At 71.2% G+C, this 11,795-nt stretch carries 10 protein-coding genes; 4 read left to right on the forward strand and 6 right to left on the reverse strand.

Going from position 1 to position 11,795, the window contains the following annotated elements; genetic code table 11:
• Nucleotides 1–150: 150 nt before the first annotated feature.
• Entirely contained in the window at nucleotides 151–1,260 is a 1,110-nt protein-coding gene (arsB, locus tag ACTIR_RS0117345) for an ACR3 family arsenite efflux transporter (protein WP_034240704.1), read from the reverse strand.
• Nucleotides 1,260–1,637, reverse strand: a complete 378-nt coding sequence (locus ACTIR_RS0117350; protein WP_026455229.1) for an ArsR/SmtB family transcription factor — start codon at nucleotides 1,635–1,637, stop codon at nucleotides 1,260–1,262. The genes arsB and ACTIR_RS0117350 overlap by 1 nt, the downstream gene beginning before the upstream one ends.
• Before the next feature lie 92 nt (nucleotides 1,638–1,729).
• Here ACTIR_RS0117350 and ACTIR_RS0117355 point away from each other — a divergent pair, with 92 nt between their 5' ends.
• The gene (locus ACTIR_RS0117355; protein WP_026455230.1) at nucleotides 1,730–2,140 is read left to right on the forward strand and encodes an arsenate reductase/protein-tyrosine-phosphatase family protein; all 411 of its coding nucleotides are present in this window, start codon (nucleotides 1,730–1,732) and stop codon (nucleotides 2,138–2,140) included.
• 73 nt (nucleotides 2,141–2,213) lie between these two features.
• Here the strand turns inward: ACTIR_RS0117355 and ACTIR_RS0117360 are convergent, their stop codons facing one another.
• From ACTIR_RS0117360 to ACTIR_RS0117370, 3 genes are all read right to left on the reverse strand, one after another.
• Entirely contained in the window at nucleotides 2,214–2,939 is a 726-nt protein-coding gene (locus tag ACTIR_RS0117360; protein ID WP_026455231.1) for a class I SAM-dependent methyltransferase, read from the reverse strand.
• Nucleotides 2,940–3,220: 281 nt separating this feature from the next.
• On the reverse strand, nucleotides 3,221–3,499 hold the full coding sequence (locus tag ACTIR_RS0117365; protein ID WP_026455232.1) for a WhiB family transcriptional regulator: 279 nt from the start codon (nucleotides 3,497–3,499) through the stop codon (nucleotides 3,221–3,223).
• A gap of 68 nt (nucleotides 3,500–3,567) precedes the next feature.
• The gene (locus tag ACTIR_RS0117370; RefSeq protein ID WP_026455233.1) at nucleotides 3,568–4,503 is read right to left on the reverse strand and encodes a ribonuclease Z; all 936 of its coding nucleotides are present in this window, start codon (nucleotides 4,501–4,503) and stop codon (nucleotides 3,568–3,570) included.
• A 248-nt stretch (nucleotides 4,504–4,751) separates the two neighbouring features.
• On the opposite strand from ACTIR_RS0117370, the gene ACTIR_RS0117375 reads away from it, so the two are divergent.
• From ACTIR_RS0117375 to ACTIR_RS0117385, 3 genes are all read left to right on the forward strand, one after another.
• On the forward strand, nucleotides 4,752–5,786 hold the full coding sequence (locus ACTIR_RS0117375) for a DNA polymerase IV (RefSeq protein ID WP_026455234.1): 1,035 nt from the start codon (nucleotides 4,752–4,754) through the stop codon (nucleotides 5,784–5,786).
• A gap of 146 nt (nucleotides 5,787–5,932) precedes the next feature.
• The gene (locus tag ACTIR_RS0117380; RefSeq protein ID WP_026455235.1) at nucleotides 5,933–7,993 is read left to right on the forward strand and encodes a DNA gyrase/topoisomerase IV subunit B; all 2,061 of its coding nucleotides are present in this window, start codon (nucleotides 5,933–5,935) and stop codon (nucleotides 7,991–7,993) included.
• 74 nt (nucleotides 7,994–8,067) lie between these two features.
• Nucleotides 8,068–10,554, forward strand: a complete 2,487-nt coding sequence (locus ACTIR_RS0117385) for a DNA gyrase/topoisomerase IV subunit A (RefSeq protein WP_026455236.1) — start codon at nucleotides 8,068–8,070, stop codon at nucleotides 10,552–10,554.
• A gap of 237 nt (nucleotides 10,555–10,791) precedes the next feature.
• Here the strand turns inward: ACTIR_RS0117385 and ACTIR_RS0117395 are convergent, their stop codons facing one another.
• Entirely contained in the window at nucleotides 10,792–11,721 is a 930-nt protein-coding gene (locus tag ACTIR_RS0117395; RefSeq protein WP_026455237.1) for a pseudouridine synthase, read from the reverse strand.
• Between the last annotated feature and the right edge of the window lie 74 nt (nucleotides 11,722–11,795).

Below are 11,795 nucleotides of genomic sequence, written 5' to 3' on the forward strand. Positions count from 1 at the left end.
TGGCGGCGGGCGCGCTCGGCGCGGCGCTGGCCGCCGGCCTCGCCTCCCAGGCCCCGAGCGTCACCCGCTACCTCAAGGCCAAATCCATGTGACCCGCGAGTCGCCACCTCCTGCCCGCGAGTCGACGCCTCAAGTCCGCGAGTCGCCGCGTCATGCCCGCGAGTCGACGTCCGGGGACTCCGGGCCCGGGGTGCGCGCGCGCCAACGACGGCGGAGCCGGAGGCTGACGTAGACGAGCGCGACGAGCACCGGGACCTCGATGAGCGGGCCGACGACCCCGGCGAGCGCCTGCCCCGAGGTCACCCCGAACACGCCGATGGCCACGGCGATCGCGAGTTCGAAGTTGTTGCCCGCGGCGGTGAAGGCCAGCGTCGTGGTGCGGGCGTAGTTCAGTCCGGCGGCCCGGCCGACGGCGTACGACCCCGCCCACATCAGCGCGAAGTACGCCAGCAGCGGCAGCGCGATCCGGGCGACGTCGCCGGGCCGCTCGCTGATCGTCTCCCCCTGCAGCGCGAACAGGACGACGATCGTGAACAGCAGTCCGTACAGCGTCACCGGGCCGATCCTCGGCAGGAAACGGTTCTCGTACCACTCGCGACCCTTCGTGCGCTCGCCCGCACGGCGGGAGACGTACCCGGCTGCGAGCGGGATGCCGAGGAAGATCACGACGTTGAGCGCGATGGTCCAGGGGGAGGCGTCGATCGAGGTGGTGTCCAGGCCCAGCCACCCGGGGAGCACGTCGAGGTAGAACCACCCGAGGACGCCGAACATCAGCACCTGGAACAGCGAGTTCAGCGCCACGAGCACGGCGGCGGCCTCGCGGTCACCGCAGGCCAGGTCGTTCCAGATGATCACCATGGCGATGCAGCGGGCCAACCCGACGATGATCAGCCCGGTGCGGTACTCGGGCAGGTCGGGCAGCATCAGCCACGCCAGCGCGAACATCAGGGCGGGCCCGGCCACCCAGTTGAGCAGCAGCGAGAGCACGAGCATGCGCCGGTCGCGGGTCACCGAGTCGAGCCGGTCGTAGCGCACCTTCGCCAGCACCGGGTACATCATCAGCAGCAGTCCCAGCGCGATCGGCAGGGAGACCTGGCCGATCGTGACGGCGTCGAGCACGTCCCGCAGGCCCGGCAGCACGGCACCGAGCAACAGCCCGGCCCCCATCGCCGCGAGGATCCACACCGGGAGGAACCGGTCGAGCGACGACAGCTTCCGCAGGACGTCGGTGTCGTCGGACTCGTCCACGGTCCGGGTCATCAGCACGGCCTCCTGTTCCCGGTGGGCTCGGATCCGGCGGCCTCGGCGCGCTCGGCGAGGCCGGTCAGCGTCGCCGCGAGCGCCCGGAGCGCCTCCGGCCGCAGCCGGTAGTAGGTGTAGCGGCCGTGCGGTTCCGCGGCCACCAGGCCCGCCCCGCGCAGCAGCCGCAGATGGTTGGAGATGTTGGTCTGGCTCGCCCCGGTCTCGTCGACCAGGTGGCAGGTGCACAGCGTCTCCCGCGCGAGCAGGCCGACGAGGGTGGCCCGCAGCGGGTCCGCGAGCAGGCGCAGCACGTCCGTCGGCAGCGTGTCCGTCGGCAGCGTGTCGGCGGGCACGACCGTGTCGGCCGGGGGCGGCGTGGGGTCGAGGGCGGGCATGGTGCGCGACCATACATCACTCGTGAGTGATGTCATCGGGTACGGTGAGCCGGCCAACCGTTCGTGTCCCGCTCGATCATCCGGGAGAGTCGATGGCCCACCGGCCGGAGGTCCTGTTCGTCTGCGTCCACAACGCGGGCCGCTCACAGATGGCGGCCGCGCTGCTGGCCCACCACGCGCTCGGCCGCGTCGCGGTCCGCTCGGCCGGGTCCGAGCCGGGGGAGCGGGTCAATCCCGCGGCCGCGGCCGCGCTCGCCGAATGGGGTCTGGACATCACCGCCGCGATGCCGACCCGCCTGGCCACCGACGACGTCGAGGCCGCCGACGTCGTCGTCACGATGGGCTGCGGCGACACCTGTCCCGTCCTCCCGGGCAAGCGCTACCTCGACTGGGAACTGGACGACCCCGCGGGCAGGCCGGTGGAGGAGGTCCGCCCGGTCCGCGACGAGATCGACCGCCGGGTCCGGGCGCTGCTGTCCGAGCTGCTCGACGGCACACCCTGACCGCCGAGGCGACCCGTGCTCCGTCGTCGGGACCGGCCGCGTCACCGGGACCGGCTCCGTCGCCGGGGTCGGCTCAGGCGTCGGTGCGCCGGGCCACGCACAGCACCGACTGACCGAACGGGACCGGGACCACCTTCTCGAGCGCGCGGGTGACCGGCACCACGAAACGGTCGTACAACGCGACCAGACGCGGATTCGGCGCACCGGCACCGCCCTTGCGGACCGCCGCCCACCAGGCGAACGCGCCGAGGAAGTTCACCGGGCGCGCCACCTCGACGTGCAGCCCGGCCCGGCGCGCCGCCTCGGACACCGTCGCCGGCGTGTAGCGGCGGTGGTGGCCGACCTTGCGGTCGAACTCCCCGTAGAGCTGTTGATACCCGGGCACGAACAGCACGATGTTCCCGGTGGGGGTGAGTGATTCGGACAACTCGCGCAGGGCGGTCACGTCGTCGGCGATGTGTTCGAGCACGTTGATCGCGACCAGCGTGTCGACCGGCTCGGACAGCCGGGTCCGCCCGTCGATGTCGTACTGCTGGACCTCCACCTCGGGCCGGTCGGCGAAGCGTCGCTTCATCCGCTCCACCGCACCGGAGTCCACATCGGTCACCACGTACCGGTCGAACCCGGTGAACCCGTCGGCGAACTCGCCGAGACCCGCCCCGACCTCCAGCACGGACCGTCCGCAGTGCGGGCCGATCAGCTCCCGCTGGTACGCGAGGTAGCGCGGCTTGCCGTGGTCGCTCTCCAGCTCGCGGCCCGTCGCGGCGGAGAACTCGTTGCCCGTGGGGATGTCCGTCACGTCCGCTCCCTGTATCCGGCTTCGATAGCGCACCGGTATCGGTACTTGATCGGATCGTAACGCCCACCGCCGTCGGCCGCCGCACGGAGGGACACGGTGCGTGCCCGGCCGGTGACCGGAATCGTGCACCCCGGACGGGAGGGGCGGCGGGAACCCGGGCCGCACACACGACCGCGCCCCCGGGCGGAGAACCCGGGGGCGCGGAAAACCACTCACGTCGACGGCGGGCACGGCCCGACGTTCTCGGTGTTCGGTTGTCGAGAAACGGTGTGAGAACTGTGTCAGGCGGCGTTTCCGCGAATTCCCGACTGCCGTGCGCGCTGACGCCGGGCGCGCACGAGATCACGCCGTTCCCGCTCCGTGGTGCCGCCGAAGATCCCGTGGTCGAGGCCGTTCTCGATCGCGCTCTCCAGGCACTCGTTCGCCACGGGGCAGCGTGCGCACACCGCCTTGGCGCGCGCGGTCTGCTGGGCGCCCGGTCCCATGTCGGTCACGGGGAAGAACAGCTCGGGGTCCTCGTCGCGGCAGGCGGCGTGATGCCGCCAGTCGAAATTGTTCATGTGGCGTGCCGCCTCCTTCCGGCGAAAAACAGGCAACTATGCGGAGACAACGCACGTCGGTTGTTCCGCTATTCCGGGCGCACCCGGCGCGGGACGGGGATTCGGCTCACATCCCTGGCGACCACGATGTCGCCGCCGAATACCTCGGCCGCTTCGTCATGAAACCGAGTCGGTTCCGTATGGCTCGGTTCCGTGTAACGCTGCGAGAAATGGGTCAACACCAATGTGCGGACCCGACTCTCGGCCGCGACCCGACCGGCCTCTGCCGCGGTAAGGTGTCCGTACCGCCGCGCGAGGTCGGCCTCGGAACTCAGGAAGGTCGACTCGATGGTCAGCAGGTCGGCGTCCTCGGCCAGCGCGAAAGCATTCTCGCACAACCGGGTGTCCATGACGAAACCAAAACGCTGCCCCGGACGTGTGACACTCACCTCGTTCACCGTCACGGTGCGTCCGCCCACGTCGATCGTGCCCGTCCGCCGGAGCCTGCCGACGTCCGGTCCGCGCACCCCGTGCCGTTCGAGAAGGTCGGGCACCAGGTGGGCGCGGTCCGGCTCCACGAGCTGGTATCCGAACGCCTCCACCGGGTGATCCAGCCGTCGAGCCCGCAACTCGCCGAACGGACCGGACGCGATCCTGCCGTCCCGTTCGACGGGGTGCTCCGTCAGCTCGGTCGTGGCGTGGAACACACTCGCATGGCGCAGTCGGTCGAAGTACCGGGCTCCGGTCGCGGGATAGTGGGCGATGGCGCTCGCGAGACCGTCCAGCGACATCCGCTGCACGATTCCCGGGACACCCAGGCAGTGGTCACCGTGGAAATGTGTCAGGCACATCCGCGTCACCGCGCGGACGGAGACACCCGCGAACGTCATCTGCCGTTGGGTGCCCTCGCCCGGATCGAACAGGATGCCCTCCTCGTCCCAGCGGAGCAGGTGCCCGTTCTGGGCGCGGTCCCGCGAAGGCACCTGACTGCCGGTGCCCAGCACGACCAGTTCCCGGGCGGTCACGCCCGGAAGCGTTCCGTCATCCGCCGCACCTACCGTTCATTCTCGCCTCACCTCCCGTCACCAGCCGTGACTCCGCCGTGCTCCACCGGCGGTTCGTGTGTCGGTTCGTCAATCCGCCCGACCGGGTATCCCGTTCGTCCCGGTTCTATGCGCACCCGATACCCGCGCGGTGCTTAATCACCCGTCCGTGACTCCCCGGCGCCCCGTCCGAGTGGCGCGGCGTGGTCGGGGCGGCGCATACTGCGCCCGTGTCCACACAGGACCGGATACTGCACGTCGATCTCGACCAGTTCCTCGCCGCGGTGGAGGTCGCGCGGCACCCCGAGCTGCGTGGACGGCCCGTGGTGGTGGGCGGCTCCGGCGACCCGACCGGGCGGGGCGTGGTGGCGACCGCGTCGTACGAGGCCCGGGAGTTCGGGGTGCACTCCGGCATGCCGTTGCGCACCGCGGCGAAGCGCTGTCCCGACGCCGTCTTCCTGCCCAGCGACGCGCCCGCCTACGAGGAGGTCTCCGGCCGTGTCATGGCGACGCTGCGGGACCTGCCCGGCGTGGTCGTCGAGGTCGTCGGTTGGGACGAGGCGTTCCTGGGTGTGCGCACCGACGATCCGGAGGCGCTGGCGGCCCGCGTCCGTGCGGAGGTGGCCGGGCGGACCGGCCTGTCCTGCTCGGTGGGCATCGGGGACAACAAGCACCGCGCGAAGCTGGCGACCGGGTTCGCGAAGCCGGCGGGCGTGTTCCGGCTGACCGAGGAGAACTGGGTCGAGGTGATGGCGCACCGCCCCACCGACGCCCTGTGGGGAATCGGTGTGAAGACCCGGCACCGGCTCGCCGAGAGCGGGATCCACACCGTGGCCGAGCTCGCCGCCGCCGACCCCGCGGAACTGGCCGTGCGGTTCGGTCCGCGCCTCGGGCCCTACTACCGGGTGCTGGCGCACGGGGCGGGCGACCGAGAGGTCACCGCGACCCCGTACGTTCCGCGTTCCCGCAGCCGGGAGACCACGTTCCCGCGGGACGTCGCCGATCCGGACGAGCTCCGCGCCCAGCTGAGCCTGCTGAGCGAACGGGTCACCGCGGACGTGCTGGCCGAGGGCAGGCCGGCCGCCCGGGTCGCGGTCAAGGTCCGGTTCGCACCGTTCATCACGCGGACACGCAGTGTCACCCTGTCCGCACCCACCAGCGACGGTGCCGCGCTCGAACGGGCCGCGCAGTCCGTGTTCGGCCGGTTCGAACTGGACCGTCCGGTGCGTCTGCTGGGTGTGCGCGCCGAGTTCGAGCGGGAATGAGTCGGAACACACCGACGTTGCACCTCATGCTCGCCGTTGACGGCCCGTTACCCTGCATTACGCTGTTGCCGCGGTCGAACAGGTGACCGAGCGTGCCACGGGCATCCACGATCCGGGCGTATCACGAACGGGAAAGAGAGCGACACGTGACTGCCTCTGCCGAGGAGACCCTGTACGGGGCCGACGACCTGACCCATCTCGAGGGTCTGGAAGCGGTGCGCAAGCGACCCGGCATGTACATCGGGTCCACCGACAGTCGCGGCGTCAACCACCTGTTCTCCGAGATCCTGGACAACTCCACCGACGAGGGGGTCGCGGGGCACGCGAGCAGGATCGTGGTGACCCTGCACGCCGACGGCAGCGTGGAGGTCTCCGACGACGGTCGGGGCATCCCGGTCGGCACCCACGGCAAGTCCGGGCTCAGCGGGGTCGAACTGGTGCTCACCCGGCTGCACGCCGGGGGCAAGTTCGGCGGCTCGGGGTACAAGGCCTCCGGCGGGTTGCACGGCGTGGGCGCCTCGGCGGTGAACGCGCTGTCGCTGCGGCTCGACGTGACCGTCAAGCGCGACGGCACGGTGTACGAGATGTCGTTCGCGCGCGGTGTGCCCGGCGTGTTCGACGGCCCCGGCCCCAGGGCGAAGTTCACCCGGCAGTCCGGCCTGCGGACCGTGCGCAAGATGAAGCGCGGCGAGTCGACCGGCACCGTCATCCGCTACTGGTACGACGCGCGCTATTTCGAGAAGGGCGCGGGCCTGGACATCGAGGCGCTGCGGACCAAGCTCCGGCACACCGCCTTCCTGGTCTCCGGCGTCACCTACGTGTTGCGCACGGCCACCGACGCGGCCATCAACGAGGAGACCTTCCATTACCCGAACGGCGTCGCCGACATGGTCGAGTACCTCGCACCCGCGGGTGACCGCCCGGTGTGCGGGACGCAGCTGATCACCGGTGAGGGTACGTACAAGGAGAACGCCGCGGACGCCAACGGCGTCATGCAGTCCAATGTGGAACGCCGCGCCGAGGTGGAGATCGCGCTGCGGTGGGGGACCGGGTACGAGCGCACCGTCGAGTGCTTCGCCAACACGGTCCGCAACGTGCACGGCGGGACGCACCGCAAGGGATTCGAGCGCGGGCTGACCCGGGCGGTGCACGACGCGATCTCCAAGACCCGCGGGCTGTTGAAGCCCAAGGAGGACATGCCCACCCTGGACGACATCTACGAGGGCATGACCGCCGTCGTCCACGTGCGCATCCCGGAGCCGCAGTTCACCTCGCAGACCAAGGACGAGCTGTCCACCGCGGGCATCACCAAGGTCGTGCAGGGCCTCGTGGAGAAGCACCTGAAGGCCTGGGCCGAGCACCGCCGAACCAAGGCCGAGGCGAAGACGGTGCTGCAGAAGATCGTCGACGCCTCGCGGGTGCGGTTGACGCAGAAGCAGCAGAAGGACGCGGCCCGGCGCAAGACCGCGCTGGAGGGCGCGGCCATGCCGCCGAAACTCGTGGACTGCCGCACGACCGGGGTGGCGCGCAGCGAGCTGTTCCTCGTGGAGGGGGACAGTGCGCTGGGGTCGGCCCGGCTCGCGCGGGTCTCGGAGTACCAGGCGCTGCTCCCGCTGCGCGGCAAGATCCTCAACGTGCAGAAGGCGAACCTCGGTGACGCGCTGAAGAACGCCGAGATCGCCTCGATCGTGCAGGTCCTCGGCGCCGGGACCGGGCGGACGTTCGACGAGTCGGCGCTGCGCTACGGCCGGGTGATCCTGATGGCCGACGCCGATGTGGACGGCTCGCACATCCGGACGCTGCTGATCACGCTGTTCGCCCGGTACATGCGGCCGGTCATCGAACAGGGACGGCTCTACGCGGCGATGCCGCCCCTGCACAAGATCACCACGAAGGGGCGCGACCCGAAGACCTTCTACACCTTCACCGAGCGGGAGATGGAGGCGAAGGTCGCCGAGCTGGAGGAGGCGGGCAGACAGGTCGTCACGCCCGTCCCGCGGTTCAAGGGGCTCGGCGAGATGGACGCCGACGAGTTGTGGGAGACCACGATGAATCCCGCGACGCGGGCCGTCCGCCGCATCACGCTCGACGACGTCGACGCCGCCGAGGCGGCGTTGGACCTGCTGATGGGGGAGAAGGTCGAGCCGCGCCGCAACTGGTTGATCACCTCGGCCGAACGGGTCGACCGGGCCGCGATCGACGTCTGAGCACGGCCGGACCCGGGCACGGTCCGCAACACCCCGCCCCTCCCGCGCCGAACATTTCCAGGAGTCGTTGAACCATGGCACGCCGCAAGAACACCACCACACGGGTCGACCCGGCCGCCTTCGACCAGGCGGGCGCGCGGATCTTCGACAACCCGGTCAAGACCGAGATGGAGGACTCCTACCTGGAGTACGCCTACTCGGTCATCCACTCCCGGGCGCTGCCCGACGCCCGGGACGGTCTCAAGCCGGTGCACCGCCGGATCCTGTTCTCGATGAACGAGAACGGCTACCGGCCGAACCACGCCTATGTGAAGTCCTCCCGCGTGGTCGGCGACGTGATGGGCCGTTACCACCCGCACGGCGACTCCGCGATCTACGACGCGATGGTGCGTCTGGCGCAGGACTTCTCGATGAACGTCCCGCTGGTCGACGGGCACGGCAACTTCGGTTCCGTGGACGATGCGCCGGCGGCGAGCCGCTACACCGAGGCACGGATGTCGCCCGAGGCGATGGCGCTGGTCGGGGAGCTGGGCGAGGACACCGTCGACTTCCGGCCGAACTACGACGGGTCGCTGCAGGAGCCGCAGGTGCTGCCCGCGGCGTTCCCGAACCTGCTGGTCAACGGCACATCCGGGATCGCCGTCGGGATGGCGACGAACATGATCCCGCACAACCTCGGCGAGGTGATCGCCGCGGCCAAGTGGCTGATCAACCACCCGAACGCCTCGCTGGACAAGCTGATGGAGTTCGTGCCCGGTCCGGACCTGCCCACCGGCGGGCAGCTGCTCGGACTGGACCAGGTGCGCAAGGCCTACGAGACCGGGCGCGGGGTCGTGCGGATGCGGGCGACGGTGACCACCGGCCCGATCGAGGGCAGCCGCAGGCAGGGCATCACGGTCACCGAACTGCCCTACGGCGTGGGCCCGGAGAAGGTGATCGAGCGCATCACCGACGAGGTGAACAAGCACAAGCGGCTCACCGGCATCGCCGACGTCAAGGACCTCACCGACCGGGAGAACGGCACCCGGCTGGTGATCGAGTGCAAGGTCGGCGTCAACCCGCAGGCGCTGCTGGCCGACCTGTACCGGCTCACGCCGCTGGAGCAGTCGTTCGGCATCAACAACCTCGTGCTCGTGGACGGCACGCCGCGGACCCTGGGCCTGAAGGGCATGCTGGAGGTGTTCCTGGCCCACCGGTACGAGGTGGTCACCCGCCGCACCCGCTACCGCAGGCGCAAGCGGGAGGAGCGGCTGCACCTGGTGGAGGGGCTGCTCAAGGCGCTGGTCGACATCGACAAGGTGATCAGACTGATCCGGGGCAGTGAGAACGCGAAGGCCGCCAAGGACGGGCTGATGACGCGGTTCAAGCTGTCCGACACCCAGGCCACCTACATCCTCGACACGCCGCTGCGCAGGCTCACCAAGTACGACAAGATCGAGCTGGAGTCCGAACAGGAGCGGCTGCGCTCGGAGATCGCGGAGCTGACCGCGATCCTGGACGACGAGTCGGTGCTGAAGAAGCTCGTGTCGAAGGAACTGACCAAGGTGGCCAAGGACTTCGGCACCGCGCGCCGCACGGCGTTGATCGACGGGGACCTCAAGGAGGTGCTGGAGGCGTCCAAGCCCGCGGGTCCGCTGGAGGTGGCCGACGACCCGTGTCAGGTGATCCTCTCGGCGACCGGGCTGGTGGCCCGGACGGCGGCGGAGTCCGAGGAGGCCGTCGAGGGACGCAGGCGCAGCGGCCGTGCCCGGCACGACGCCGTGGCGGCGATGGTGCACACCACGGCGCGGGGGCGGGTCCTGTTCGTGACGAACCGGGGCCGGGCGTTCCGGACCGACGTCCTGCCGTTGCCGGTGCTGCCGGAGCAGGTGGGCACCGTGTCGCTGCGCGGCGGGGTAGCGGTGCGCGAGCTCGTGCCGTTGGAGTCCGGCGAACGGGTCGTCGGTGTGGCCCCGCTGGGCGAGCAGGCCGAGGGTTCGCCGGGGCTCGCGCTCGGCACCCGGCGCGGGATCGTGAAGGTGTGCGCCCCGGACTGGCCGGTGCGGTCGGACGAGTTCGACCTGCTCACGCTCAAGGACGGCGACGAGGTGGTCGGCGCGCGGTGGCTGACCGACGGTGCGGAGACGTTGGCGTTCGTGTCGTCGCAGGCGTCGCTGCTGCACTACGACGCCTCGTTGATCCGCCCGCAGGGGCTGCGCGGTGGCGGGGTCGCGGGGATCTCGCTGTCCGGCGACGCCGAGGTGGTGTACTTCGGCGCGGTGCGCACCGACGACGGTGAGCACGGCGAACCGATGGTGGTCACCGCGACCGGGGAGACGGTGAAGGTGACCCCGCTGGCGGAGTACCCGGCGAAGGGCCGCGCCACGGCCGGTGTGCGGGCGCAGCGGTTCCTCAAGGGTGAGGACCGGTTGACCACGGCGTGGGTCGGCCCCCGCCCGGCGGCCTCGACGGCCAGGGGCGAGATCGTGGAACTGCCCGAACCCGACCCCCGCCGGGACGCCTCGGGCACCGCCCTCGACACCACCCCGGACGTCATCGGCCGCCTCATCGAACGCGCCTGACCCGACCCCCACCCCCGCGAGTTGCCACCCCACGACCGCGAGTTGACACTCCAGGCCCACGAGTCGACTCACCGTGTCGGTGCCGGTGCGTGCGATGGCTCCCGCGAGCCGGCGACTCGCGGACCTGGGGTGGCGACTCGCGGGTCCGGAGCGGCAACTCGCGGGCCCGGGGTGGCGACTCGCGGGTCTAGGGCGGCGACTCGCGGGCCCGGGGTGGCGACTCGCGGGTCCGGGGTGTCAACTCGCGGGGGTGGGGGGCCAGGAGTCGAGGGTGGCGTGGGTGGTGAAGCGGCGGGGGGTGCCGGTGAGCGGGTCGTCGAACTCCAGGACCGTGGCGAGTAGTTGCAGGGGGTCGCGGAAGTCGTCGTCGGCGGTCTCGACGACCTCCGGGAAGAGGGTGTCGCCGAGGATCGGCACGCCGAGGCTGTTCATGTGCACCCGGAGCTGGTGCGTGCGCCCGGTGCGGGGCAGCAGGCGGTAGCGGCCGAGGCCGTCCCGGTGGTCGAGCAGCGCGACGTGGGTCTCGGCGTTCGGTTCGCCGGGCACCTCCTGTGCCGCGAACACACCGCGCTTCTTGACGATGCGGCTGCGCACGGTCCGGGGCAGCGCCAGCTCCGGGTCGTGTGGTGCGACGGCCTCGTACTCCTTGTGCACCCGCCGCTCGCTGAACAGGGTCTGGTACGGCCTGCGCAGCTCGGGCCGGGTGACGAACAGCAGCAGACCCGCGGTGGCCCGGTCGAGCCGGTGCACCGGGCTCAGGCCCGGCAGGTCCAGTTCCCGGCGGGCCCGCGCGAGCGCGGTCTCCCGGGCGTGGCTGCCGCGCGGGGTGGTCGCCAGGAAGTGCGGCTTGTCGAGCACGACGAGGTCGTCGTCGCGGTGGACGACGCCGAGCTCGAACGGGACGCGCACCTCGTCGGTGACGTCCCGGTGGAACCAGACGAGCGCGTTCGGGGTGAACGGGGTGTCCGGCGTGACCGGCCCGTCCCGCGTCACGAAGCGTCCCTCGCGCAGCATCGCGTCGACGCGCCCGGCGGGCAGCCGGTGCAGCCGCCGCACGAGGAAGTCCCGCACGGTGGTGAACGGCCCGTGCGTGGGCAGCCGCACCCGGACGGCGTCGAGGCCGTCCCGCTGGGGCAACGGCGAGGGGGGACGTCTGGTCCTGCTCATCGGTCCGCACTGTAGCCGCCCGCGGGCCGGGCGCGGCCGTCACCGTCGGCACCGGTCGCGGGTGGGCGGGCGGC

The sequence above is a fragment of the Saccharomonospora iraqiensis subsp. iraqiensis genome (assembly GCF_000430445.1).
In the GTDB taxonomy this organism is placed as follows: domain Bacteria; phylum Actinomycetota; class Actinomycetes; order Mycobacteriales; family Pseudonocardiaceae; genus Saccharomonospora; species Saccharomonospora iraqiensis.

Bases quoted from the DNA above. Each gene is read 5' to 3' on its own strand.
- arsB (WP_034240704.1), bottom strand. From the start codon at position 1,260: ATGACCCGGACCGTGGACGAGTCCGACGACACCGACGTCCTGCGGAAG.
- ACTIR_RS0117350 (WP_026455229.1), bottom strand. From the start codon at position 1,637: ATGCCCGCCCTCGACCCCACGCCGCCCCCGGCCGACACGGTCGTGCCC.
- ACTIR_RS0117355 (WP_026455230.1), top strand. From the start codon at position 1,730: ATGGCCCACCGGCCGGAGGTCCTGTTCGTCTGCGTCCACAACGCGGGC.
- ACTIR_RS0117365 (WP_026455232.1), bottom strand. From the start codon at position 3,499: ATGAACAATTTCGACTGGCGGCATCACGCCGCCTGCCGCGACGAGGAC.
- ACTIR_RS0117385 (WP_026455236.1), top strand. From the start codon at position 8,068: ATGGCACGCCGCAAGAACACCACCACACGGGTCGACCCGGCCGCCTTC.
- ACTIR_RS0117395 (WP_026455237.1), bottom strand. From the start codon at position 11,721: ATGAGCAGGACCAGACGTCCCCCCTCGCCGTTGCCCCAGCGGGACGGC.